We start from the raw sequence: 24,696 nt of genomic DNA, 5'->3' as shown, positions 1-24,696 counted from the left end.
TTATTTTTTAGAAGTGTCTAAAATTTGTTTTAACATTTTTTCGGTAATCAAATACGTAGGTTTTACGCCACTTGTTCCCAAACCACCCGAAGCTAAAGTGCTTCCTGTTTCTAATGGATTATCTGAAGCATAATACGCATACCTCACCTTTACTTTCGGACTTATGCTTCGGCGAATTTTTGCAGCTGCTTGAATTGCTTTTTGATAATGTGCCCCTTCCATTTCCAACCCAATAACATTCCACGTGGAATTATGAAAAAACTTAAGCACATCTCTATTTTGAAGTGAGGTTCCCAAAACAGATATCATTGCTCCAGTGCAAACTTGAACATCGTCGTCTTTAAAATGTGATTTTTTCAACTTATTTTTAAATGGGTAATTATCCGCAGTCCCTTCAAAAACATGGGCTGAAGGGATCATAATATCGCCTTTTCCACCTTCCAAAATACCTGCTTTTCCCATTATTGAAACCGAAGCTACGTTTAAAAAATGACGCACTTTCATTGCGTCTACAAACGGTTTTAAAAGTTCATCCATGGTTTCATAAGCCTGCTCGCCAAAGGCGTAATCCATTACAATAATTACGGGTTTCTGTGAAGCTTCAAAGCTCGCTAATCCTTCTGAATAAGGGCTATTCTTTATTTTTTCGGTATCAATTATCTGTACGTCTATGTTGGTGCCGCTTTTATCTTCAATAAAGACCATGCCTTCATTAAGTGCCGCTTTAGTAACCTTTTCGCGTAGTTTAATATTTGTTGGACTGCTTAGCATTTCAAAAACCTCCATCGGTTTCTTCTTTGAAAACTCTGCAGCCAATGCTTTTGGAGCATAAATACTATTCATTACACTATGCATATTTGCGCTAATAATGTGTAGCGGACGTTCTAACAACCCTTTTTCTTGTAAGGTAAGTTTTATGCGGTATGCCCATTGTTCCCCATGAATATGATGCCCTAAACGCTCCCGCAATACAGGACTAAAGGTAATAATGCGTTGGTTGTTCCCGATTACTTCGTCTATGGCTAGCTTACCAAGGAAATAGATTATATTAAAAAAGCGATTTTCATTCTTTTCTGAAGCGAAATAAGGAAATACATTTTTTACTTCTTCAAAAGTTCTTCCTAAAAAGTTTGCCGTATGGGTAAGCGCAACTTCCTTCTCTTCTTGGGTAAGCTTGCCTTTTTTCTGAACGGCTTGCTCTAGTTTTTTCCAATCGCGAATCACATCGCCGCTTTCGTCAATGACTACTTGCTTCATAATTTTGTGAGATTCTATAAAAAGAAAGGTTAAATGCGTTAAAATGTCATAGATTTCTGAACGCCCTCGGGTAATTTCAATATTCATCTGTTCCGCATCAATCCGGTAGCAATTTCGACGTCGTTTAAGCGGAATTATAGGTTCAAAATGAGAGTTTTTATACCCTTCATCACTCGTTAAATTAATAAACCTACACTCCTCAATCCCTATAGGTAGGCGATCCATAACATACAGCAAACCTTGCAGCTCAATTTTTTCTTCTTTTATAGAGCCATAAATTTCTGGACGAAGTATTAATAATGATTCGCGAAGAGACTCTCCAGAAACGCCCATTGGTTTGTAAAACCCACGGTTAAAAAGATGGCGCATGGTAATGTAAAGCCTTTCGATAGCACCCGTACTCTCCTGAGCACGCGTTCTTGTATGTGATTTCAAATTGTTCATTAAATGCAAATATACTACTAATTTTATGTCTGAATTTCAAGCAATGCATCCGCTATTTTACGGTCGTTAGAAAGACGGGGCACCTTGTTTTGACCTCCAAGTTTTCCTTGAGCTTTCATAAATTCTTGGAAGCTATTTTTTTTAAGGGGCGTAATTTTTAATGGTTGAAGCACTTTCCCTACAATTAAATCGAAATAATATGAATTTTGTTGTTGCATTTCGGTGTCCAAAAATGCTGCCACTTGGTGAAGATTTTCAGGAGTATCATCAAACTCCACCAGCCATTCATGATAGGGTAATTCATCGTTTACTGGTGTAATCTGTGGTGCGACGTTGAATTCAGTAATTGAAAAATTGAATTTTGAAATGGCTTTATTCATCGCTTCCTCTACTTCTTTCCCAATTACATGTTCGCCAAATGCCGAAATAAAATGCTTAATTCTTCCCGAAACAATAACGCGATAAGGTTTGGTTGAAGTAAACTGTACGGTATCGCCTAGGTTATACGCCCACAAACCTGCATTAGTCGAAATTAGCATCACGTAATTAACATTCGTTTTTACTTCGCCAATGGGGAATCGTTTTGGATTTTCATCAAAAAAAGAAGCGGCTTCTACAAATTCATAAAAGATACCTGAATTTAATAGCAATAGCATGCCTTTTTCCTTTTGGCTATCCTGAAAGGCAAAAAAACCTTCACTTGCTGGGAAAAGCTCAATACTAGCCACTTTTCTTCCTATTAAATTTTCAAATTTTGCGCGATACGGCTCAAAATTTACACCGCCATAAATGAATAAATTAAAGTTTTTGAATAAATCTCCAACCTTCTTTCCTGAGCTCTTTTGAAGTCTTTCAAAATACATTTGCACCCAAGACGGAATACCGCTAATTACCGTCATGTTTTCGTTTTTGGTCTCATCAACAACAGCATCTACCTTTGTTTCCCAATCATCAATGCAATTGGTTTCCCAACTTGGCAATCTGTTTTTTTGAAGGTAACTTGGCACATAATGCGCCACTATTCCAGAAAGCCTTCCTGTTTTTATGCCGTTATTTTCTTGCATTTCTGGGCTTCCTTGTAAAAAAATCATTTTCCCGTCCACAAAAGCAGCTTTCCCGGTTTCATTGATGTAACAGAGAATAGCATTTCGTGCAGCTTCAATATGAAACGGCATCGATTCCTTGGTGAGCGGAATGTATTTTGCGCCGGAAGTAGTACCAGATGTTTTAGCAAAATAAAGTGGTTTTCCTGGCCATAGTACATCTTCTTCCCCTGAAACCACACGGTCTACATATGGTTTTAGCGCTTCATAATCACGAATGGGCACCTGCATTGCAAAATCTTCAAATGACTTAATATTCTGAAAATTGTGCTCTTTTCCGAAGGCAGTATTTTTTGCTTTTGAAATTAATTCCTTAAAAACATCTTCTTGTGTTTTTACAGGATTTGCAGCCCATTTTTGAATTCGGCTTACAACAATTCTAGCAAAAATTTTTGCGGCATTAGATTTTAGGGACATAGGCTATCAATCAAAATCGATGAAACTTGTAGGGTTTATAGGGTAACCGTCTCGCCAAAGTTCAAAATGAAGGTGAGGCCCCGTTGTTAAATCGCCGGTATTGCCAACAGTAGCAATAACTTCTCCAGCTTTCACTATTTCGCCCTGTTCTTTCGTAAGCATTGCATTGTGTTTGTATACAGAAATGAGGTTGTTAGTGTGTTTTACAATAATTACATACCCTGTCTGTCCTGTCCATTCCGAAAAAATAACAGTTCCGTCTGCCACAGATTTCACAGGAGAATCTTTAGCGGTTACAACATCTACCGCATAATGCTTAGCTTTAGAGTTGTAGGGTTCTGAAATAGCGCCTTTAACGGGTGCAAACAAGGCAAATTCTTGCACTTGTGGTGCTATAAGCGGGTTGTATTTGTCCTCTTTGGTAACTTGTTGACGTAAAAGAGAGTCTTTTTTTGACGTGCGTATTAAAACTGATGGATCGGTTTTAGCAACTTCAATTAATGAATCTTTATTGAAATCTATCGATTTTACGTCTCCTGTAAGCACTTTTTTGATTGAAGCAAGGTATTTTTCATTAAAATCGAGACTTCTCTGTAGCGAGTCTGTTTTGTACGTTAATTCAGTAGCCTTCTTCTTTAAAGTCGTTGATGAATAGCCCGGAATATACTCACGAAGGGGGGTGAAAGCAATTATAAAAGTGGTTGTAAGTATTAAAAACAAGGCAAAAAGGGTACTAAACACAAAAACATTTAATCTATTCAGTTTAAATGAAAAACGTTCTTCAAAGGTTTCTTCATTTAAAATGACCAATCTGTATTTGTGTAATAACTTTCTTTTAAATCGCTTTGTTCCTTTCTCTTTGTTTGCCATACCTTGCAATTGCTTTTTACAAATATAAAATAAACTATAAGCACATACGCTAAAGTTAGCTTCAAAACGTTCTATCTAAACATTTCTTGCTACATTTGCATAATTAAATATAAAAATATGAGTGCATTATTTATTCCCTTAGGTGTTATAGGGCCATGGCAAATTGTATTGATTGTAGTTATAGTGCTACTTCTTTTTGGTGGAAAGAAAATTCCAGAACTTATGCGTGGCTTAGGAAGTGGTCTTAAAGAATTTAAAGATGCTTCTAAAGAAGAATCAACAGATACAAAAATTGACGATACTAAATAAATTCTATTTAGACACATAAAAAAGAGCCTTTCAGTAAACTGAAAGGCTCTTTTTTTATCTTATTCTACTACTCTTCTAACTTAGAACTCAACAAGATAGACTCCAATTCAAATTGAAGATCTCTTTTTGAAACAGAAGGGGCGTAGGTAAACCCTTCAAGAATTAAATAGCGGTTATTTTTTTCGTCTTTTACTGCAAAATTAATAAAAGGCCCGCCCATCAGTGCGTCTTTTACCTCCCATGTTCCCTTGGTTTCATATGCAAATTTACCGTCTATTGTGGTTTTAAAAAGATATGGCGCATAGGCATCCTCAGTAATAAATTGATCGTCATCTTCTACAGGTAAAAGCTTGCTGCCAATAGAATCTCTAATTTTTATAATATCCCCAACCGCAGTGCTGTCATTTTTTATCATACTTAGCGGAGTTTGATATACAAGTATGTTTGTGGTTCCATCTTTTAAGTCTTTCCGAAGCCAAAAAAAGCTATCTGTAGCCTTTGCAATGCGGTATGCACTTGGTATTTTCATACTTACCCCCATAACATGCTTCAATGAATCTGTTTTCATGAGTGAAATTGAAGTACGACGTTGTCTTTCTTTTATTTCAGAATCATGAAAAGAGGCTATTATCTTCGCAGCATTTTCATTTATTAATGCCACTAACTTTTCTTCTGAAGTAGCTTTAATTAGCGATCCTGTCTGTGGTTTTGCATATTCATCAGTTGCAAGAGTAACTTTATCTTCATCGCTTAAAGTAACGTAAAGAAAAATTCTATTGCTACGTGCAAAGCCTGTAAATGCTTCTGGTGGCATCTGGTTCATTGAAAATAAGGGCTCATCTTGCGGAAGACCATCTGTAGGTGCTGCAAAATTATTTCGTATTGCTTCCCCTACAATTCCATTCCAAAGCTCGTTTGGGGTAATAATTACCAATGAATTAATATTTCCAACAGAACTTGGAAGTAATGATTTGTCTCGCTTGCCCCCTTCACTACAAGAAGTAAATGAAAAAAGCAAGGAAAATAATACTAGAAAAGTAACTTTAGGTACAGATAAAAAATTCATTTTCAATTGTTTAAATCTGAAATTAAAATTTAGGAATAGGTGTCGCATTAAAAGGATGTTTTTAGGAACTATCCTTTATATATTTTTAGTTTAGTTCCGGGCTTCAATTTAGTACCACTAATATCGTTCCATTTTTTTATATTCTGTACTGAAACTCCAGGAAACTTCTGTGAAATACTCCATAGTGAATCTCCACTACGTACCGTATATGTTTTTTCAGAAGTATTATTCTGGTTAGAAGGTGATTGGCTACTCGCAAGGTCTTGACTACTATTTTTAGGATAAATAATTAAATTTTGACCTATGCGTAGATTATTACTTCGCATGCCATTCCAGCCTTTAATTTGACTAACGCCCACTCCATATCTTTCTGCAATTTTACCTAAGTAATCGCCTCTTTTTACACGATACCTAATTTTTGAAGGTTGTTCAAATAACTCCGGAAGTGGCTTTTCAGCTTCTTCCAATTCTTTTTGAGCAAAAGCATAAATAGCCTCTTCATTAGTGACAAAGGTTCCCACAGCGGTAAGGGGAAGACGTAACACATAGTTTTCGCCACTGATAACTGGAATAATCCCCAATTTGTATGAAGGATTTAAAAACTCAAGCTCCTCTTTATCTAAATTGGCTAATTTTGAAACTTGATCTAATGTAATCTGTTGTCTTATTTTTATAGTATCTGTAGCCACATACGGAATTCTAGGCCCTTGCTTTTTAAAACCGTGTTCCTGCGCATATTCAAAAATATACATGGTAGCCAAAAATGCTGGCACATAACCTGCCGTTTCACGTGGAAGATAACTTCTTAAATTCCAATAATTTGTTTTCCCCCCCGAACGACGAATTGCTTTTGACACATTTCCAGGTCCAGAATTGTATGCCGCAAGCGCTAAGTCCCAATCATTAAAACTAGCATTTAGACTTTTTAGGTACTTACAAGCAGCCTCCGTAGCCATAATTGGATCTGAGCGTTCATCTACATACGAGTTTACATCTAGCCCAAACATTTTTCCTGTAGGGTACATAAACTGCCATAAGCCAGTTGCACCAACTCTTGACCGTGCTCGTGGGTTTAATGCAGATTCAACAATTGCTAGATATTTTAATTCTAAAGGAAGGTTGTGCTTGTCTAATTCCTGTTCAAACATTGGGAAATAATATTCGCTTAACCCCATTAAACGCTCCAAGGAACCTCTTCGATTTTTTAAATATTGCTTAATTACGCTTTCAAGAGAAGGGTTGTATTCTACTTTAAAGGGAGTACGTGCATCAAGATCTTTAAGGCGTTGTTTTAAAACCTCTGTAGGAAGCTCTTCATAATCTACAGCTTCATATTCCTGGTTTGCCACGCTATTGTAGATATCATCAAAAAGATCCGATTTATAGAGCTCTTTTAACCACAGGCTGTCTTTTTTTCTCGCCAGTGCCATATCCTTCAAATCATAGATAATTGTATCCTTAACACCCGCTGCAATTGTAACGGTAGGTAATTCAGAGGCAATTTTTGAAATGTTTAAAGAATCTACAATTTGAACTTTTGTGGTGTTGAGCTTTTCGTTAGTGTTTTTACCTTTTTGGGCAAAACTCATACTGAAGACCATCAACAGTATAAAAGGGAGTATTTTGTTTAGTTTCATCAGCTTATTTATTGCTTTTGGGGATAAGGCAAACTCGCCTGATTAATACATTTTTAGAGGAATTACAGTTAAATTTTCTAAAAACTGAAACGTCTTTTTAAGTAAAAGATTTTATCAAAATTAGTTAATTCACGAAATTAAGCAAATTTTTTACGCATAGCAGCTAATATCCTGCTATTTAACTTTTTTACATTAACGCTTTTATTCCCGGAAGTGTCTTACCTTCAAGCATTTCTAGCATCGCGCCACCACCTGTTGATACATAACTTACTTTATCTGTTAAGTTAAATTTTTGTACCGCAGCTACGGAATCTCCACCGCCTACTAACGAAAATGATCCATTTTGAGTTGCTTTCGCTATGTTTTTCCCTAATACAATGGTTCCTTCAGCAAATTTTTCCATCTCAAAAACTCCTACGGGACCATTCCATAAAATAGTTTTAGAATCCCTAATTACTTTGGCGAAAAGTTCATTTGTCTTCGGACCTACATCAAGTCCCATCCAGCCTGCTGGAATATCGCCAACACTTTCTACCCGTGTGTTGGCAGTTGCAGAAAAACTATCCGCAATAATAGCGTCTATAGGTAAATGCACCGCTACATTCTTCTTTTTTGCTTCTTCCAGAATTTCCAAAGCAAGGTCTTGTTTGTCCTCTTCTACCAGCGAACTTCCTATTTTTCCACCCAATGCTTTTACAAAAGTGAACGCCATTCCGCCACCAATAATTAGATGGTCTATTTTATCTAAAATATTTTCAATTATTGTGATTTTTGAAGAGACCTTTGCGCCTCCAATAATAGCCGTTACGGGTTTTTCGCTTGTTTCTAAAACTTTTTTTACGTTTTCAATTTCAGAAGCAAGTAGCAATCCCAAACATTTATTTTCTGGAAAAAAATTAGCAATAATAGCAGTGGAAGCATGTGCTCTATGTGCAGTTCCAAAGGCATCATTAACATAAACATCCCCAAATTTTGATAGTTTTTCAGCAAAAGTTATAGCTCCTTTTGTTTCTTCTTCATAGTAACGCAAATTTTCTAATAAAAGAATTTCACCAGATTTCAAATTTGAAACCATTTTAGAAGTATTTTCACTTATACAATCGTCAGCAAATTTTACTTGCACCCCCAACACATCAGACAAGGGCTTTACAAGATGCTTTAATGAAAATTCATTTTCTTTGTTTTTCGGCCTTCCTAGGTGAGACATTAAAACACAGCTTCCTCCATCTTCCAAAATCTTCATTATAGTAGGCTTTGCGGCACGAATTCTAGTGTCGTCAGTTATATTGAAAGAAGCGTCTAAAGGAACATTAAAATCTACGCGAATTAATGCCTTTTTTTCTTTGAAATTAATATCATTTACCGTTTTCATAAGCTAAAATTTTAAGTGCAAATATACTTTTTTGAATTTTAACCCTTTTTAAAAATTCCGAACTATTATAAAATTTTTCTTACAAAAAAGAAAGTTCAAAATTGATTAGATTTGCGCATGGATTTTTCAGAGGTAATTGGGCAAGAGCATATAAAATCACATCTTTTAACAACCGTAAAAAATGGACGCATACCCCATGCCCAGCTATTTTCGGGAGTAAATGGCAGCGGTCTTTTACCTATGGCAATTGCATATGCTTCGCAATTACTGTGTAGCCAATACGAAGTTGGAAGTCCTGAATATAATTCATGCAAAAACAAGGTTTTAAAATTAGCACATCCAGATTTACATTTTGTTTACCCCGTAAATACGAGTGACGCTATAAAGAAAAATGCTATTTCAGACAATTATGCTGAAGCATGGCGCAATTTTGTTTTTAATAATCCATATGCTTCTCTTTTTGAATGGCTTCAAAGTATTGGAATTGAAAAAAAACAAGGAAATATTAGCAAATATGAAGCTGAAAATATTTCAAAAAAGCTTGCGCTAAAAGCCTTTGAAGGAGGTTATAAAGTATTAATTATGTGGATGGCAGACAGTATGAATGGAGAGTGCGCCAACAAAATCTTAAAATTAGTAGAAGAGCCATCAGATAAAACAGTATTGATTCTACTTACTGAAAAAGAAGAGCAAATAATCACAACCATTCGTTCTCGTTGCCAACAGCTTACTTTTCCTTTGCTTTCTGAAACAGATATTGCTGAAAAGTTGATAAAAAAACTAGAAATTAATGAAAATCTAGCACTTTTAACTGCCCGTAGATCGCAAGGTGATTTTAATAAAGCTTTGCAACTCCTTGAAGAAACAGGAGATGAAGAAATTTTTGAAAAATGGTTTATCAGCTGGGTTCGAACCGCTTTTAGAGCAAAAGGAAACAAAGGAGCGATTACTAATTTATTAGCTTGGAGCGATGAGCTTGCGAGTCAAGGTCGCGAAACTCAAAAGAAATTTCTTTTCTATTGTATTGAAATTTTTAGACAAGCTCTTTTAAAAAATTACAAAGCAGATTCACTTTTATTTTTTGAAGCAAAAGATAAAAGTTTCTCACTTCTAAAATTTGCGCCTTTTGTACACCAAAATAATATTTTTGAAATTACGAAAGTAATTGAAGATGCTTCTTACCACATTGAACGAAATGGTAATGCCAAAATTATTTTTACAGACCTGTCCATTAAATTAACACGTCTTATTCACAAATCAGAACAAGCATAAGTATAATTTATTAAACAATTAAAATAAATAGTTTGTTTCTATGTTAAATTGATTGCTTTCCTTGGCTCTTAATGAGAATCTCTGAAAAACAAAATCAAACCCTCGACTAACGATTAAAACGCGCTTAAACCGGCTTAAAATAGCTTATTTGGTTTTTTTAAAGCAATAAATGTGGGAAGAATACTCTTTTGTGCTTAACGCTTTAAAATTTGACAAAAAACCTATCCAAATTGCTTTAATAGAAAACTTATTTCCACTTTTATATTTTTCAGAAAGGAGACTTACATAAAAGGAATCGAAAACCATTGGTTTAATTTTTTCTAGTTCAAATTCTTTAGCGAAAAATTGCTTGATTGCCTTTTTAGAAAAATGCCACAAATGTCTAGGTACATCAAATGCCGCCCAAAACTCTCCGTAATACGTTGCATCAAAACTCTTAAAATTTGGAACAGCAATTAGAAGCACCCCATTCGGTTTTACCAAATTTGATAAAGCTACAATCGTGTTTTCCAGATTCGGAATATGTTCAAGAACATGCCATAATGTAACAACATCAAATTGCGCTCCTTCCAAATCATTTAATGACGTCTTTAAATCTATTCCTTTTTTGGAAGCTAATAGTACCGCATTTTTATTGGGTTCCATTCCAGAAATCTTCCATCCTTTTTCTTTTGCAATTTTTAAAAAATCTCCTGTCCCGGCACCAATATCTAATAGCGTCCCAACACCATCGTTTTGTTTAAATATAAGATTGGCTTTTTTACTTAAAGACCATTTTTTCACTCTTTGATATAAATAAGCTATAAAACCACGCTTTTCGTCTGTGTGTGAAATATAATCTAGGCTTTCATAATATTTAGAAAGTTCTTCTTTTTTTGGCTGAGGAGATGTTGTTAAAAAATCTAAGTTTTCATCATAAATCAAATTGAAAGATTCATCTGAAACTAAATAATCTTTAACTTTTAAAAATATATTCGAGTTGGTTTCCAAAGAAAAAATTTATGAAAATGATAAATTAATATTTAATTGTTCCACGTGAAACAATTTGGTTAGCGGCCCATATAAACCAAAAGCACGGAGACATCGTTTGGAGAAACACCACTTATCCGAGACGCCTGAGAAACTGTTGCAGGCTTAATTTTTGTGAGCTTCTCTCTTGCTTCGTATGAAAGTGATTTTAGTTTTGAATAATCAAAAGATGCAGGAATTTTTAAACCTTCAAGCCTGTTTAATTTATCTGCATTATTTTTTTCTTTTTGTATATACCCAGCATATTTTACTTGAATTTCAGCTTGCTGAATAATTTCAGAATCAAGTTCGTTTTCAGCTATAAAGTTTTTAACGGATGCTATTTTTCGCATATCCTCCATTGTAACTTCTGGGCGTGAAAAGAACTTAAACATTTTATCGCTTTGCGCAACAACAGCAGTATTCCTAGATTCGAAAATAGGATTGATTTCTTCAGTCGAAGCACTTGTATCTTTAAAAAATTGAACGAAGGCAGATGACTTCTCTCTTTTTTGTTCCATCTTTTTCATTCTAACATCACCCGCCAAACCAATAGCATGTGCTTTTGGTGTTAAACGAAAATCTGCATTATCCTGTCGTAATAATGTGCGGTATTCCGCTCGTGAAGTAAACATTCTATAAGGTTCTTCCGTGCCTTTTGTAATAAGGTCGTCAATCAATACACCAATATACGCTTCGTTACGCTGAAGAATAAACGGGTCTTTTTCATGCACTTTTAAGTGTGCGTTTATTCCAGCCATCAACCCTTGCGATGCAGCCTCTTCATATCCTGTTGTCCCGTTAATTTGTCCAGCAAAATAAAGCCCAGAAACTAATTTTGTTTCCAGGGTATGCATCAACTGTGTTGGAGGAAAATAATCATATTCAATCGCATAGCCCGGACGGAAAAATTTTACATTTTCAAAACCCGCAACTTGGCGTAATGCTTTAAATTGAACATCTTCTGGTAATGAAGTTGAGAACCCATTTATATAATATTCAACAGTGTCCCAACCTTCGGGTTCTACAAAAAGTTGATGCCTATCTTTATCTGCAAAACGATTAATTTTATCTTCAATGGAAGGGCAATACCTAGGGCCTAAACTTTGTATGGCCCCATTAAACATTGGCGAACGATCAAAGCCTTCGCGAAGAATATTATGCACATCCAAACTGGTATAACTCATATGGCAAGAACGCTGCTTTTTTAAAGCACTAGTCCTATCAGAATAAGAGAATTTCTCTGGAATTTCATCACCAGGTTGTTCAATCATTTTAGAAAAGTCTAAGGAACGACCATCAACACGTGGAGGGGTGCCTGTTTTCATTCTTCCTGATTCAAAACCTAAATCAACCAAATCTTTTGTAATACCAGTTGAAGCTTTTTCTCCCGCTCTTCCTCCTCCAAATTGTTTTTCACCAATATGTATTAATCCATTTAAAAAAGTGCCATTTGTAAGAACTACACTTTTAGCTTTTATCGTTAATCCCAAAGAAGTTTTTACACCTTTAATAGCACCATTTTCAACTATAATACCAGAAATCATTTCCTGGTAAAAATCAAGATTAGGAGTATCTTCAAGCATCAATCTCCAAGTTTCAGCAAAACGCATCCGATCACTTTGAACCCTTGGACTCCACATTGCAGGACCTTTAGATTTATTAAGCATTTTAAATTGAATTGCTGTTTTATCTGAAACTATGCCACTATAACCACCCATGGCATCTATTTCGCGGACAATTTGACCTTTTGCAATACCACCCATGGCGGGATTACAACTCATCTGAGCAATATTTTGAAGGTTCATAGTAACCAATAAAGTTTTAGAGCCTAAATTTGCTGCTGCTGCCGCTGCCTCAGAACCTGCATGGCCTCCTCCAACTACTATAACATCATACTCGTTTGGAAACATATAAAATCGTAATTGTTCCACGTGGAACATTTTGTAAAATTGATTATTTTAAAGGGCTGCAAAATTACACTATTTGTAATTAGTAGCAGATTAAAGTTTTAGAATATTACGCATTTAACTTTTGTAGGGCTTCATCTTCTTTTTGTCTCATTAATTGTTCTTCAGAAACAGTTTTATCCTTATAACCACAAAAATGCAAAATTCCATGAATTAGTACCCGATGCAATTCATTTTCAAAACTTGTATCAAATTCTTTTGAGTTATCTAAAACACGTTCTATAGAAATATAAATTTCACCGTTTATTTGATTTCCTAGTTTATAATCAAAACTTATAATGTCGGTTAAAGTTTCGTGATTTAAAAACTCAACATTAAGATTGTAAAGAAAAGTATCATTACAAAACACATAGGTAATTTCACCTAGTTCAAACCCCTCTGAATGTATTGTTTCAGCTATCCATACTTTTAATTCTGATTCATTATTTAAATCAAAATCTGTTTCAAAATTAAAATCAATCATTGTTTTGCTTAAAATATTCTTGAACTTTATTTTTATAATCTTGTCGCAAAGGTAGTGCCTCACGATTCAATATTTCAATCGTGTTAAAATATTTTTTAATCTCGTCAGGAGTTAATGTAGTGGAATTTTGAAAATCTTTTTTATTGCTTTTAGATTCTCTTCTTTCTTCCTGTCCTTGCTCTAACTCAGCTTTATCTAATTTGAGTAATTCATGCTTTAAATTTTGCATTTGTTGAAGTGTATTTTTATTAAAACCTTTATCGAGTAATTGTTGCTCAATACCCTCCATTTTCTTTATTAAACTTCCACCATTGCCTTTAAAACCTTTACTGTTCAGTAAATCCTGAAGTTGATTTCTCAAATCCTGTTGTTGTTTATAGATCTCAAACAGTTCACCATTCATTTGTTCACTATTGGCATTACCGTCTTTATTACTTCCATCTTTAGGACCATTGTTACCATCTCTTCCATTGCTTCCTTCTTTTCCTTGACCATCTCCATTACCTTGGCCTTCTTCACCATTTTCTCCCTCACCCCCTTTTTCACCTTTACCCATAGAACCTTCTTCCCCTTTTTCCATTCCTTCTTTCATCTTATCACTAAGACTCTCTTGCTTTTTAATAATATCGGGAAGTTGAAATCCACCTCCACTTCCTTGCCCAGGACTGGGCTTTCCTTTTCCTGAACCAGACCCCATACCCATTGCCATCTGCATCTGCATATTTCCTAAAATATCACTTAATAATATTGCTAAATCATTCGCTGAAGTTATTGTATATTGTTGATTACCAATACCTTGTCGGGTTTGATTTTCAGCTAATCGTTCAAGAGACTTATCTATATTGTATTGAATCTCAGTAAGGGAAGTAGTAATTTTGGTCCCTAACATTGGCTGACGTAATGACAATGAAAAAATACTATCGTCAATATGTTCAAAATTTATTTTTAAATCATTTTGAGCATTTAATTTTTTCCCAAATATTGGATTTCCATATGTTATTTTTTTAAAATTCTCCATTAAATCCTCTTGTTCAAATGAAAATATTACAAGATTATCCACAATCTGGCGAAGCATTTTAACATCTTCTTCAATGGTTTCCATCTGGCCCGCTTGCATTTGCATTTTCATTTGAGCGCCCATTTCTTTCATTTTTTCACCAGCCTTTTTTTGGTTTTCTCCAGCCTCACTAGGTTTTTGATCTTCAAGTTTATCTGTAGCCTTTTGTTGTTCTTCATCAATTTTATCTTCGTTTGGCTTGCTATCTGGAAGATCTATTGGCTTTTTTAATTCCTCATTTTCTTTTTTGAGTTCCGCTAGCTTCTTTTTATATTCTTCAAACTTATTATTTAGTTCCTCTTGTGCTTCTTTGGTGTTTTCATCTGTAGGTTTATCAGCAAGCTTTTCTTGTGTTTCCCCCATTTTAAATATTTCTTCTGCTAATTTTTCAGCTTTCTTTTCTACATAATATCGTTTGGTAAGCTCCAACAATTGTTCAAGATTTTTCTCCTGATTTTTGTTTTGCTTTGAAAGCTTCTCAAGTTTGTCTGTTAATTCTTCTTTTTCAATTTTATCTTGAAGTTTTTCAAGTTCTTCAAGTAATTTTTCATTTTCTTTTAAACGTTCCTCATTTTCATCCAAACGCTTTTCAAGTTGTTCTTTAAAAGGATCCTTTTCAGTATTTTCAGGTTGAAAATTTTGAAGTTCTTCTTTTAATTCTTTTGAAAAATTCTTCATCATTTCCTCTTGCTGCTTTTGACGTTGAAGAAAATTATCAAGTTTCTTTTTATCGTTATAATTAAGTTCTTTTTTTTCTTTTTGGGTTTTAGCAAGTTCTTCTAGAGTTTGCTTACTATCCTTTAACTCTTCCAACGAATTATCAAGACCCTTTATAGCGTTTTGCTGATTTTGTAACTGCTCATCTTCCAATTCACTTTTAGTAAATTTTCTAAAGGAATATATCCCTGATTTTGAAGATTTGTAATTATGAAGCGCATCATTATCAAAAATTTCGAAGTAATATTCATACGAAACACCTTCATCTAAACTAAGATTGCCTGGAAATGAGTAGGTAAATTGATCAAAAGTTGCCTTATTTAAAGGCAAGGCTTCTGTTTTAGATTTTTCTTCATCACCAACCGGAAAATAGACCAAACGCAGTTTTGTAAGCCCATAATCGTCTGACACCTGTCCTAAAAAGAAAACACGCTGGCTGTCAGTACTGTCTTGCTTGGATTGGATTGTAATCTCCGGAAATTGATCTTTTACAACATTTAGCGTAAAAGCAAGGTTTTCATAATTCTTTAATTTTTCGTTTGAAGTAGTAATAGCATAATCCAATTTACTGTATATGTCTCTTTCATAATAATACATTTCCCCTTTTGAGGTAAAAGAAAAAAGAGTGTCTGAAGTTTTTAAAGTAACTGCATTTGTATTTTTTGTAGCAACATTCCATTTTACCCGTGTTCCCTCAGGAATTGTAGCGGTGCCGCTGCTTTTAAGAATTTCGTCTTTTTTCCCTGTGTATGAAGGGTAATCTAAAATCATTTCAAAATTAAGTAAGGAAGGCGTTTTTATAACCTCTAAAACGTACTTAGGTGAAGTAACTTTATTTGCTTTTAAATTGAAACTAACAGACTCTAAAGGTTCTTGAAACGTGTATTCAAAAAATCCTGGCGCAGTTTGCTGCATATAATAGGTTTCCCCATTAAAATTAATACTGGTGTTTTCAGGAATAGCCGTTCCTTGAGTTTTAATTTTTAAGTTAAAGGGTTTGTTTTCAATAGCACTTAAACCTTCATTTATAACAATAAACGAAAAAGGTGCTGGCGGTTCAAAAGCAGTATCGTACTGTACCACCCGTTTGTAACTGCTAGAAAAAATATCCATTCCGCCCAAAACACTAAAAAGCAAAAACACCAAAACAGGAATGGCTGCATATTTTAAATATTTAGCATTTTTATTAAAATTTACAGCACTTTTAAAGGGAACCGGTTGTAATTCGGTTGCTTTTTGATCAATACTAGCAGCAAGTAACTCACTTTCGCGTTGGTTTTGATTTAGCTGAATTACATTTAGTAATTTATCATTTACCTGCGGGAAATGATTTCCAATAATTTTCGAAGCTTCTTCGTAATTTATGCCTCGTTGTAGTTTAAAAAGTTTCGCTATTGGAAAAGCTATAAAACGAACAAATAAAGCAAGCTCAACTAAAATAAATGTCCAAAAAAGCAAAAGCCTTCCAAGTGGATTAAGCCATAAAAAATATTCTACAAGCAGTGTAATCAATAAATACAGCAAGCCAATGGCGAAAAAAAGGATGGCTCCTTTAATAAGCTCATTGATATAATATTTTTTAATAAACTCCTCCAGTTTATACTGGATGCTTTTGAAAGTGCTCATAGATCTATACCCCTATAATCAAAACTTCTAAAATACAATATTATTTTGTTCTTAAAGAGCTACAAATATTACTCCAAAAAAAAGAAATACCCATAGCCGGAATAACTTTAAAATGCGAGTGCAGAATTGTACCTTTGTACATTCATAAAAAGAATGCAGATTATGTCTCAAAAAGTTCGGGTTCGTTTTGCTCCCAGTCCAACAGGACCTTTACACATTGGTGGTGTTCGTACCGCTTTATACAATTATTTATTCGCTAAAAAACACGGTGGTGATTTTCTTTTACGAATTGAAGATACTGACCAAAACCGTTATGTGGAAGGTGCTGAGGCTTACATAATTGAAGCGCTAAATTGGCTTAATATTCCTTATGATGAAGGTCCCGGTAAAGAAAAAGATTGTGGGCCTTATCGCCAAAGTGAACGTAAAAGCAGTTACAAAAAATACGCTGATGCATTGGTTGCTTCTGGAAATGCCTATTATGCTTTTGATACTTCTGAAGAACTTGAGGCACATAGAAAGGACCACGAAGCAAAAGGGAAAACTTTTATTTATAACTGGCACAACCGATTAAAACTGAAAAACTCCTTGGTTTTTTCTGCAGCAGAAACGCAACAGAAAATTGATAATGGGGAGGATTATGTAATTCGTTTTAAATCTCCAGAAAATGAAACGCTTTATTTAAGAGATATCATTCGTGGAAAAATGCAAGTAGAAACTAGCATTCTAGACGATAAAGTTTTGTTTAAAAGTGATGGGATGCCAACCTATCACTTAGCAAATATTGTAGACGACCATTTAATGGAAATCTCCCATGTAATTCGTGGGGAGGAGTGGCTACCTTCATTAGCACTTCACGTTTTATTATACCGTGCTTTTGATTGGGATGCTCCACAATTTGCACACTTACCTTTAATTTTAAAACCCACTGGTAACGGCAAACTAAGTAAACGTGATGGCGATAAAATGGGCTTCCCTGTATTCCCGTTGCAATGGAAAACAACGGATGGCGATATTTTTTCTGGCTACCGTGAAGATGGCTATTTACCTGAAGCTGTTGTAAATATGCTCGCTTTTTTGGGTTGGAATCCTGGAACAGAACAAGAAATTTTCAGTCTGGAAGAATTAGTGAATACTTTTGATTTAGAGCGTGTTCATAAAGCAGGGGCTAAATTTGATCCTGAAAAAACAAAATGGTTTCAACATCAATACCTACAAAAGGTAACTGATGAACCCCTTGCTACAGCTTTTAAAGAACTTCTTCAAAAGAAAAATATTGCTGCTGAAACTAAAAATTTGGTTAAAATTACTTCACTTTTAAAAGAACGTGCCACTTTTGTTGGGGACCTTTGGGAGCAAGGAAGTTTCTTTTTTGAAGCGCCAAGTAATTTTGATGCAAAAGCAGTGGATAAAGCATTTAAACCAGAAACGCCAAGGTTGTTGCAAAAAGTAATTTCAATACTTACTACAGCAGAAGATTTTTCAGCTGAAAACCTTTCAGAACATATAAAAGCTTGGATTACCTCAGAAAATATAGGCTTCGGAAAAGTAATGATGCCGTTGCGTTTGGCCTTGGTTGGCGAAATGAAAGGTCCTGATGTTTTTGAGATAATTTCACTTTTAGGAAAAGATGAAAGTATTGCAAGAATTCAAAAAGCAATCACTTTTATAGGTTAAAAATAAATAACACCAGCCACTATAATTGTAGTGCTATTACCTTTAAAGTTTTTATTTTCTAAACCTTTATCGTTCAATTTGCCTAGTATATTTGTAAGCCCGTATTGATATTGTGCGCTAAGTCTAAAATGTTCCAAACCGGCAGTCAATCCACCTGCAAGGCGCACATTAAACCGCGATATTTCTTGAATATCGTTTGCGGTAATGGCGTTATAACCTGTTAAAATGTATTCTTCAAACTTTTCATTATCCAACTTCATTTTACTGTTTATATTTAAAACGGGGCCAAATTCGATGCTTAAATGTTTAACTACGATATTATAGCTTCCTAAAAAATTAAGTTGTGCCCCTTGAATTGTATATCCTATATTTTGAGTGTCATTTTCTAAAACAGCACTTCCTTCCACACCCACTGAAGCGTTTTGAAAACTAAGTCCATATATAAGGTCAAAATCATTTCTAAAAGCACCACGCGTAGTAAATCCCGCTGAAAACCCTTGTCGTTGTTGGGTAACAAGATCGTCTGTTTGGATATCAAAAAATGACAAGCCGCCTTGAATTCCTAAAAAATTAGACCCATCGTAGTTACGTTGAGCAAAACTTTGGGTAAAAATAAGGAGCGAAAATGAAGCAAATAATACTAATTTAAAATTCATAATGTAGGTATCTAAGTTAGGGGCTTGAAAATAGCTTTAATTTTGTATCTTCAACAACATATAAATTTAAAATTTTAAAAAATATGAACGGATATGTTTTTTTAGTGCCATTATTAATATTTGGGTTTTTCATATTGCTATCAGGTATTTTTACTGTGAAGCAACAAACCGCAGCAGTAGTAGAGCGTTTTGGAAAGTTTTTAAGTATCCGCCATTCGGGATTACAAATTAAAATTCCTGTTTTTGATAAAATTGCAGGGCGTATTAATTTAAAAATTCAACAACTAGATGTAATTGTTGAAACAAAAACCAAAGATGATGTATTTGTAAGGTTGAAAATTTCAGTCCAATTTCAAGTTTTGGAACAAAAAGTTTATGACGCCTTCTATAAATTAGAAAATCCACACGATCAGATTACTTCCTATGTATTTGATGTGGTTCGGGCTGAAGTACCAAAAATGAAACTGGATGATGTTTTTGAAAGGAAAGATGATGTTGCAATAGCTGTAAAATCTGAATTGAACGAAGCAATGAGCACCTATGGTTACGATATAATAAAAACACTTGTTACAGATATTGATCCTGATGTACAAGTTAAAGAAGCCATGAATCGTATTAATGCCGCAGAACGTGAAAAAGTAGCTGCGGAGTTTGAAGCCGAAGCTGAACGTATAAAAATTGTAGCTAAAGCAAGAGCTGAAGCAGAAAGTAAGCGTTTACAAGGGCAAGGTATCGCAGATCAACGCCGTGAAATTGCACGTGGATTAGAAGAAAGTGTGGATGTTTTAAACAATGTTGGTATAAACTCTCAAGAAGCATCTGCTTTAATTGTGGTGACCCAACATTATGACACCCTACAATCTATTGGAGAAGCGACTAATACAAACCTTATTCTTTTACCAAACTCACCACAAGCTGGAAGCGATATGTTAAACAATATGATTGCTTCATTTGTAGCAAGTAACCAAATTGGGGAGCAAATGAAAAAAGATAATATTGAAAAAGGTATCATTCCAAAAAAGAAACCAAAACGTGAAATGCCTCCACGAGCACAAGAAGGTGACGACCTTACGTACTAACACAAACGAAAAATCTAAAATAAAGCGCCTTTCAAGATATTATTGAAAGGCGCTTTTATACTTTATAGAAGTAGTATTAAGGTTTTATTTTAATCTTTATATTCTTTCTTTTTCACAGGTTTAATACCAATTAATTTATCTACAATCTTTAATACAAAGGCTTTCTTTACTATAGAACTCACTGTACTTGCCACTAAATTTAGTGGAGAAAGTGTTTCACTAATGGCTTCTTTGCTGTGATTAAATCCTAATTTTACCTCCTCCAAATCTATTTGCGATTTTAAACGAAGGTATTTTAAATCTCTATCTATTTCCTTAAAAGTGGTATATCGCTTCATACATTTGAATTATTTACATTTTGAAGAACTTCATTATCAAGCGTTTTTTCATATTCCTTAACTTCATTTTCAGCAACCTCTTTAGGTGCTAAATCATCTTCATCATATAATAATCCAGAAAATTTATAAAGCATTTTACGTTCTATCATTTTTCTGCCGTAAATAAACATAAAGATTAAAATGATTCCATAAAATACGCCAACCAATAAAAATCCAACATACGAATGTTCAAAAAAAGTACCCAACCAAAAGGCTGCGCCAATGGAAAGGAAAAGCATTACAAAAAGAAAAAGGCTTCCATAAACCAAAAGGTTTACTAAGGAAACAGCGCCTTTCATTGAAGATTTAAACAGGCGAAGTTTGTAGTACTCTGCCGTGCTTATACTATAATCTTCAATTTTTTCTGTTACCTTGTGTAGGCTATCCGTAAAGCTTTTAAATGCCATATTATGCAGTTACTTTTTTGGCGGTTGCTTTTGTTGAATTTACTACAGCTTCTTTTTGAAGTTTAGCATTTTGCTTGCGAAGCGATTCGAGCTTATCTTCCATAGCAAGCAGAATATCATCTGCTTTATAACTTGCAGAAGAAAGCGTCTCATTTAATTTTTCTTCAAAACTTAAACGTGCTTTTTGAGCTTTAACACTCAAATTATCTGTAGTTTCTTTCAATTGCTTATTAAGTTTTTTTTGCGTTTTCTTTGCTTCTTTAGTAAGCTTAGTACGCGTTTTTGAACCTTTATCTGGGGCGTAGAGAATCCCTATTCCAGCTCCAATTACTGCTCCAGTTAGCAATGCGATGAGAGTTTGACCTGTATTTGATGCCATTTTATTTTGTTGTTTAAAGTTAATAATGACAAATTTACCTAATCTACTAATCATCTGCTGTTAACAACCGGTTAATAGATGAAATATATTCCATAAACTTGTCTTAAAACAGCATATTTTTAGCTAAAAACTCTTAAAACTTAAGAATAATAGAACTTAAAATGTTAAAAATTAAATTAGACTTAAATACGTGCGTTAATTATCACACTTTTAAAACAATACAACCTCCAACAAATTTTAGGAATCAACTAGAAAAGCTACGCTTGGAATTAGCTGATTAATCTGCCAATTTCGTCCAAGAATCACGCAAAGCAACGGTTCTATTAAACACAATTTTTTGGGAAGTAGAATCTTGATCTACCACAAAATAACCCAAACGTTGAAACTGAAATTTGGCTTCAACTGCTGCATTTTTTATACTTGGCTCCGCATATCCTGTAATAACTTGTAAGGAATCTGGATTAATAAATTCCATAAAATCCTTTTCCTTGTTGGTATCTGGAGATGCTTCGGTAAATAGACGATCATACAAACGTACCTCAACTGGCAAAGCGTGTGCTGCTGATACCCAATGTAAGGTTCCTTTTACTTTTCGAAGGGAAGCCTCAGAACCACTACCACTTTTACTATCTGGATCGTAAGTACAATGAATTTCAGTAATATTACCCGCTGCATCTTTTACAACGCTTTCCCCTTTTATGATGTATGCATTCTTTAAACGAACTTCTTTCCCAAGGGTTAAACGGAAAAATTTACGGTTTGCTTCTTCTAAAAAATCTTCTCTTTCTATTAATAATTCTCGTGAAAAGGGAACTTCTCTGTTTCCTGCGCTATCATCTTCAGGGTTATTTTCAGCTTCCAATAACTCTGTTTTTCCTTCAGGATAATTATCAATAATTAATTTTACTGGATTTAAAACCACCATAATTCGTGGTGCTTTTTTATTGAGGTCTTCGCGAACATTAAATTCTAAATGGGAAACATCTATCAAGTTTTCGCGCTTACCAACACCAATACTATCAGCAAAATTCTTGATGGATTCTGGGGTATATCCTCTTCGACGTAGCCCAGAAATAGTTGGCATCCGTGGATCGTCCCATCCTGTTACAACACCACTACTTACTAATTTTGCAAGTTTTCGTTTACTCACTACCGTATGACTTAAATTTCTACGGGCAAATTCGCGTTGCTTAGGGCGTAACTTTTTAGAATCATATATTTGGTCCAAAAACCAATCGTAAAGCTCTCTATGTGGTAAAAACTCCAACGTACAGAAGGAATGTGATACTTGTTCTATATAATCGCTTTCTCCATGTGTCCAATCGTACATTGGAAAAATTTTCCACTCTGTACCTGTTCTGTGGTGACTTTTATTAATGGTTCGATACATAACTGGGTCGCGCATCAACATATTTGGCGACTCCATATTTATTTTTGCACGAAGTACGTGTTCCCCTTCTTTGGTTTCTCCGTTCTTCATTTTTTCTAACAGCTCTAAATTTTCTTCAATAGAACGCGATCTATATGGACTTGGTTTTCCAGGAATACTTGGAGTTCCCTTTTGTTCTGCAATTGCTTCAGAAGTTTGGGAATCTACGTAGGCTTTTCCATTTTTAATTAGTTGAACAGCCCAATCATATAACTCCTGAAAATAATCAGATGCATAGCGTTCTTCAGCCCATTCATAACCTAACCAAGAAATATCGCGCTTTATGGCGTCTACAAATTCCTGCTCTTCTTTTGCAGGATTGGTATCGTCAAAACGAAGGTTTACGGGGGCATTATACTTTTCACCCAAACCAAAATTTAAGCAAATAGAAGATGCGTGGCCAATGTGGAGGTAGCCATTAGGTTCTGGCGGAAAACGAAAACACAAGTGTTCTTTTTTATATCCTTTGCTAAGGTCTTCTTCAATTATGTGTTCAATAAAATTCAGCGGCGCGGCTTCGTTTGTCATATATTTTAAGTTTGAAGACTAAAAATGTCCTTTAATAATCCTTTTGATTTAAGCGCTACAAAGGTAACCAAATAACATAAAAAAGTATCTTTGCAAAAACTAATTCCATGGGAACAATTCAGTTAAAAAATATTAAGATATATGCCTTTCATGGCTGTTTGGTAGAAGAAGGGCAAATTGGGTCTGATTATTTGGTAAATCTTGCTGTAAAAGCAGATTTAAAGAAGGCTTCTACTACCGATGAACTTGAAGATACTGTGGATTATGTTTTGTTACAAAAAATTGTACAGGAAGAAATGGCAATTCGTGCTAAACTTTTAGAGCATGTAGCAAGGCGAATTATTAATTCTATTTTAGAAAAAGTAGAAGCTGTTACTACAGTGAAAGTTAGTGTTGCTAAAATAAACCCCCCCATTGGTGGTGATGTAGCTGAAGTACGGGTAACAATGCAGCAGAAAAGGAACTCATAAACCACTACACGGATGAAAATTGGAATAATCCTTAGTGTTCTACTTTTAAATCCAACTTTATCTTTTATATTTGCACTCTCAAATGGCATCGTGGCCGAGTGGCTAGGCTCAGCTCTGCAAAAGCTGCTACAGCGGTTCGAATCCGCTCGATGCCTCCAAAACCTCAACTTTCGTTGGGGTTTTTTTATTCTCAGATATAAAGCGGGTTTCCCTGAAGTATCGGGGCGCTCGATGCAATTATAACCTCAATTCTTATTGGTTTATTATTCTAAAATACAGCGACTCCTTTGAAGTACCGTGATACTCGATACTTATAAAACCTTAATAGAGGCTTCTTCAAGGTTTATTATAATGAAAGTAATCTATAACGGCGTTTCAACAGGGGGAATTGGTTTTTCTAAGGGCTGCGATTGTCCAGGAATTTTTTCAAGTCCTGCTTCCATTCCTTTTGGAAAAATACCTTGAATAAGAAGTATAACTCCAAAACCGAGTATTAAAATACTAACCCATTTTTTTGCTTTAAAAATAAAACGAGGGGTCATTTTATTTTTTAGTTTTTTAGCTAAAAGTATTTTCAAAAGGTCTATAAAAAAGAACGTAGCCAACACCGTAGCAATAAACATATATACTCCATTATCTGAAGTAGTAAGGGCGTTTGCCATAATTAAAGTTCCAATCCAACCAGCTAATACTCCAAAGTTTACAAAATTCAAAAGAAAGCCTTTTAAGAATAAGCCTCCTAGATTTTTTTTCACTTTTACAGCATAGTGTTCACGAACTATTTTAAAAACCGATTTGTTTGTGCGTATATATGAAATAATACCATAAGCAATAAGAATAGCACCTCCAAAAATAAGTAAGCCAGGGTCGTGTTTTACTTTTTCAAGTATTCTAGTTGTACTAAAAAAAGCTATTAAAACAAAAACTACATCTGCAAATAGCGCTCCTAAATCAAAAAATATTGCCGCCTTTATACCTTTGGTAATTGCTGTTTCTATCAATGTAAAAAACACAGGACCAACAGCAAATGCCAATAAAAAACCATAAAATGCAGCGTAGCCTAAACCGTCAAACATAGTATGGTAAAAATACAAATTACTTTTACC

General features: G+C 34.6%; 21 protein-coding genes and 1 tRNA gene. 6 read left to right on the top strand and 16 right to left on the bottom strand.

The window, feature by feature from the left end; genetic code table 11:
- From ABJ955_RS05670 to ABJ955_RS05660, 3 genes are read right to left on the bottom strand one after another with little or no spacing between them, the layout of a single operon-like run.
- Positions 1 to 1,701, bottom strand: coding sequence for a hypothetical protein (locus tag ABJ955_RS05670; RefSeq protein WP_347373627.1), 1,701 nt, complete (start codon positions 1,699 to 1,701; stop codon positions 1 to 3).
- A gap of 23 nt (positions 1,702 to 1,724) precedes the next feature.
- Positions 1,725 to 3,221: a GH3 auxin-responsive promoter family protein gene (locus ABJ955_RS05665; protein ID WP_347373626.1), complete on the bottom strand. Its 1,497-nt coding sequence runs from the start codon at positions 3,219 to 3,221 to the stop codon at positions 1,725 to 1,727.
- 6 nt (positions 3,222 to 3,227) lie between these two features.
- Positions 3,228 to 4,091 (bottom strand): M23 family metallopeptidase, encoded by an 864-nt coding sequence (locus ABJ955_RS05660; RefSeq protein WP_347373625.1) that lies wholly within the window; start codon positions 4,089 to 4,091, stop codon positions 3,228 to 3,230.
- 117 nt (positions 4,092 to 4,208) lie between these two features.
- On the opposite strand from ABJ955_RS05660, the gene tatA reads away from it, so the two are divergent.
- Positions 4,209 to 4,400, top strand: coding sequence for a twin-arginine translocase TatA/TatE family subunit (gene tatA, locus ABJ955_RS05655; RefSeq protein WP_347373624.1), 192 nt, complete (start codon positions 4,209 to 4,211; stop codon positions 4,398 to 4,400).
- 67 nt (positions 4,401 to 4,467) lie between these two features.
- On the opposite strand, the gene ABJ955_RS05650 is transcribed toward tatA, so the two are convergent.
- From ABJ955_RS05650 to ABJ955_RS05640, 3 genes are all read right to left on the bottom strand, one after another.
- On the bottom strand, positions 4,468 to 5,466 hold the full coding sequence (locus tag ABJ955_RS05650; RefSeq protein WP_347373623.1) for a DUF4837 family protein: 999 nt from the start codon (positions 5,464 to 5,466) through the stop codon (positions 4,468 to 4,470).
- Between the two features lie 68 nt (positions 5,467 to 5,534).
- On the bottom strand, positions 5,535 to 7,103 hold the full coding sequence (locus ABJ955_RS05645) for a LysM peptidoglycan-binding domain-containing protein (RefSeq protein WP_347373622.1): 1,569 nt from the start codon (positions 7,101 to 7,103) through the stop codon (positions 5,535 to 5,537).
- 187 nt (positions 7,104 to 7,290) lie between these two features.
- Positions 7,291 to 8,475, bottom strand: coding sequence for a phosphoglycerate kinase (locus ABJ955_RS05640; RefSeq protein WP_347373621.1), 1,185 nt, complete (start codon positions 8,473 to 8,475; stop codon positions 7,291 to 7,293).
- A 117-nt stretch (positions 8,476 to 8,592) separates the two neighbouring features.
- Between ABJ955_RS05640 and ABJ955_RS05635 the strand changes: the two genes are divergently transcribed.
- Complete coding sequence (locus ABJ955_RS05635; protein WP_347373620.1) at positions 8,593 to 9,747, top strand: DNA polymerase III subunit delta'; 1,155 nt, start codon at positions 8,593 to 8,595, stop codon at positions 9,745 to 9,747.
- Positions 9,748 to 9,891: 144 nt separating this feature from the next.
- Here the strand turns inward: ABJ955_RS05635 and ABJ955_RS05630 are convergent, their stop codons facing one another.
- The 4 genes from ABJ955_RS05630 to ABJ955_RS05615 form a co-directional block, all read right to left on the bottom strand.
- On the bottom strand, positions 9,892 to 10,737 hold the full coding sequence (locus tag ABJ955_RS05630) for a class I SAM-dependent methyltransferase (protein ID WP_347373619.1): 846 nt from the start codon (positions 10,735 to 10,737) through the stop codon (positions 9,892 to 9,894).
- A 59-nt stretch (positions 10,738 to 10,796) separates the two neighbouring features.
- A complete protein-coding gene (gene mnmG / locus ABJ955_RS05625) occupies positions 10,797 to 12,668 on the bottom strand; it encodes a tRNA uridine-5-carboxymethylaminomethyl(34) synthesis enzyme MnmG (protein ID WP_347374366.1) in 1,872 nt (623 codons plus the stop codon).
- A gap of 106 nt (positions 12,669 to 12,774) precedes the next feature.
- Positions 12,775 to 13,188: an rRNA maturation RNase YbeY gene (gene ybeY, locus ABJ955_RS05620; RefSeq protein ID WP_347373618.1), complete on the bottom strand. Its 414-nt coding sequence runs from the start codon at positions 13,186 to 13,188 to the stop codon at positions 12,775 to 12,777.
- Complete coding sequence (locus tag ABJ955_RS05615) at positions 13,181 to 16,588, bottom strand: DUF4175 family protein (protein ID WP_347373617.1); 3,408 nt, start codon at positions 16,586 to 16,588, stop codon at positions 13,181 to 13,183. The genes ybeY and ABJ955_RS05615 overlap by 8 nt, the downstream gene beginning before the upstream one ends.
- 162 nt (positions 16,589 to 16,750) lie before the next feature.
- On the opposite strand from ABJ955_RS05615, the gene gltX reads away from it, so the two are divergent.
- Complete coding sequence (gltX, locus tag ABJ955_RS05610; RefSeq protein ID WP_347373616.1) at positions 16,751 to 18,265, top strand: glutamate--tRNA ligase; 1,515 nt, start codon at positions 16,751 to 16,753, stop codon at positions 18,263 to 18,265.
- On the opposite strand, the gene ABJ955_RS05605 is transcribed toward gltX, so the two are convergent.
- On the bottom strand, positions 18,262 to 18,921 hold the full coding sequence (locus ABJ955_RS05605) for an outer membrane beta-barrel protein (RefSeq protein ID WP_347373615.1): 660 nt from the start codon (positions 18,919 to 18,921) through the stop codon (positions 18,262 to 18,264). The two genes, gltX and ABJ955_RS05605, sit on opposite strands and share 4 nt — an antisense overlap.
- An 83-nt stretch (positions 18,922 to 19,004) precedes the next feature.
- Here ABJ955_RS05605 and ABJ955_RS05600 point away from each other — a divergent pair, with 83 nt between their 5' ends.
- Positions 19,005 to 20,000: an SPFH domain-containing protein gene (locus ABJ955_RS05600; RefSeq protein ID WP_347373614.1), complete on the top strand. Its 996-nt coding sequence runs from the start codon at positions 19,005 to 19,007 to the stop codon at positions 19,998 to 20,000.
- Between the two features lie 89 nt (positions 20,001 to 20,089).
- Here the strand turns inward: ABJ955_RS05600 and ABJ955_RS05595 are convergent, their stop codons facing one another.
- The 4 genes from ABJ955_RS05595 to ABJ955_RS05580 form a co-directional block, all read right to left on the bottom strand.
- Positions 20,090 to 20,338 carry a hypothetical protein gene (locus ABJ955_RS05595; protein WP_347373613.1) on the bottom strand — a complete coding sequence of 83 codons (249 nt, stop codon included), beginning with the start codon at positions 20,336 to 20,338 and terminating at the stop codon, positions 20,090 to 20,092.
- Positions 20,335 to 20,784, bottom strand: a complete 450-nt coding sequence (locus ABJ955_RS05590; RefSeq protein WP_347373612.1) for a phage holin family protein — start codon at positions 20,782 to 20,784, stop codon at positions 20,335 to 20,337. The genes ABJ955_RS05595 and ABJ955_RS05590 overlap by 4 nt, the downstream gene beginning before the upstream one ends.
- A gap of 1 nt (position 20,785) precedes the next feature.
- Positions 20,786 to 21,163 (bottom strand): YtxH domain-containing protein, encoded by a 378-nt coding sequence (locus tag ABJ955_RS05585; protein WP_347373611.1) that lies wholly within the window; start codon positions 21,161 to 21,163, stop codon positions 20,786 to 20,788.
- Positions 21,164 to 21,440: 277 nt separating this feature from the next.
- Positions 21,441 to 23,120, bottom strand: a complete 1,680-nt coding sequence (locus ABJ955_RS05580; RefSeq protein WP_347373610.1) for a glutamine--tRNA ligase/YqeY domain fusion protein — start codon at positions 23,118 to 23,120, stop codon at positions 21,441 to 21,443.
- A gap of 107 nt (positions 23,121 to 23,227) precedes the next feature.
- On the opposite strand from ABJ955_RS05580, the gene folB reads away from it, so the two are divergent.
- The gene (gene folB / locus ABJ955_RS05575; RefSeq protein WP_347373609.1) at positions 23,228 to 23,590 is read left to right on the top strand and encodes a dihydroneopterin aldolase; all 363 of its coding nucleotides are present in this window, start codon (positions 23,228 to 23,230) and stop codon (positions 23,588 to 23,590) included.
- A gap of 84 nt (positions 23,591 to 23,674) precedes the next feature.
- Positions 23,675 to 23,748: transfer RNA gene (locus ABJ955_RS05570), tRNA-Cys, on the top strand.
- A 204-nt stretch (positions 23,749 to 23,952) separates the two neighbouring features.
- Here the strand turns inward: ABJ955_RS05570 and ABJ955_RS05565 are convergent.
- Positions 23,953 to 24,666 carry a LysE family transporter gene (locus ABJ955_RS05565; RefSeq protein ID WP_347373608.1) on the bottom strand — a complete coding sequence of 238 codons (714 nt, stop codon included), beginning with the start codon at positions 24,664 to 24,666 and terminating at the stop codon, positions 23,953 to 23,955.
- Between the last annotated feature and the right edge of the window lie 30 nt (positions 24,667 to 24,696).

It is taken from the genome of Aequorivita sp. Q41 (assembly GCF_039831855.1).
In the GTDB taxonomy this organism is placed as follows: domain Bacteria; phylum Bacteroidota; class Bacteroidia; order Flavobacteriales; family Flavobacteriaceae; genus Aequorivita.
This window is presented reverse-complemented; position numbering and strand designations above follow the sequence as displayed.

Coding starts and splice junctions, on each gene's coding strand:
- ABJ955_RS05670 (WP_347373627.1), bottom strand. CDS start 1,701: ATGAACAATTTGAAATCACATACAAGAACGCGTGCTCAGGAGAGTACG.
- ybeY (WP_347373618.1), bottom strand. CDS start 13,188: ATGATTGATTTTAATTTTGAAACAGATTTTGATTTAAATAATGAATCA.
- ABJ955_RS05660 (WP_347373625.1), bottom strand. CDS start 4,091: ATGGCAAACAAAGAGAAAGGAACAAAGCGATTTAAAAGAAAGTTATTA.
- tatA (WP_347373624.1), top strand. CDS start 4,209: ATGAGTGCATTATTTATTCCCTTAGGTGTTATAGGGCCATGGCAAATT.
- ABJ955_RS05635 (WP_347373620.1), top strand. CDS start 8,593: ATGGATTTTTCAGAGGTAATTGGGCAAGAGCATATAAAATCACATCTT.
- ABJ955_RS05640 (WP_347373621.1), bottom strand. CDS start 8,475: ATGAAAACGGTAAATGATATTAATTTCAAAGAAAAAAAGGCATTAATT.
- gltX (WP_347373616.1), top strand. CDS start 16,751: ATGTCTCAAAAAGTTCGGGTTCGTTTTGCTCCCAGTCCAACAGGACCT.
- ABJ955_RS05590 (WP_347373612.1), bottom strand. CDS start 20,784: ATGGCATTTAAAAGCTTTACGGATAGCCTACACAAGGTAACAGAAAAA.
- ABJ955_RS05565 (WP_347373608.1), bottom strand. CDS start 24,666: ATGTTTGACGGTTTAGGCTACGCTGCATTTTATGGTTTTTTATTGGCA.
- ABJ955_RS05585 (WP_347373611.1), bottom strand. CDS start 21,163: ATGGCATCAAATACAGGTCAAACTCTCATCGCATTGCTAACTGGAGCA.
- ABJ955_RS05580 (WP_347373610.1), bottom strand. CDS start 23,120: ATGACAAACGAAGCCGCGCCGCTGAATTTTATTGAACACATAATTGAA.
- folB (WP_347373609.1), top strand. CDS start 23,228: ATGGGAACAATTCAGTTAAAAAATATTAAGATATATGCCTTTCATGGC.
- ABJ955_RS05645 (WP_347373622.1), bottom strand. CDS start 7,103: ATGAAACTAAACAAAATACTCCCTTTTATACTGTTGATGGTCTTCAGT.
- ABJ955_RS05615 (WP_347373617.1), bottom strand. CDS start 16,588: ATGAGCACTTTCAAAAGCATCCAGTATAAACTGGAGGAGTTTATTAAA.
- ABJ955_RS05600 (WP_347373614.1), top strand. CDS start 19,005: ATGAACGGATATGTTTTTTTAGTGCCATTATTAATATTTGGGTTTTTC.
- mnmG (WP_347374366.1), bottom strand. CDS start 12,668: ATGTTTCCAAACGAGTATGATGTTATAGTAGTTGGAGGAGGCCATGCA.
- ABJ955_RS05605 (WP_347373615.1), bottom strand. CDS start 18,921: ATGAATTTTAAATTAGTATTATTTGCTTCATTTTCGCTCCTTATTTTT.
- ABJ955_RS05595 (WP_347373613.1), bottom strand. CDS start 20,338: ATGAAGCGATATACCACTTTTAAGGAAATAGATAGAGATTTAAAATAC.
- ABJ955_RS05665 (WP_347373626.1), bottom strand. CDS start 3,221: ATGTCCCTAAAATCTAATGCCGCAAAAATTTTTGCTAGAATTGTTGTA.
- ABJ955_RS05650 (WP_347373623.1), bottom strand. CDS start 5,466: ATGAATTTTTTATCTGTACCTAAAGTTACTTTTCTAGTATTATTTTCC.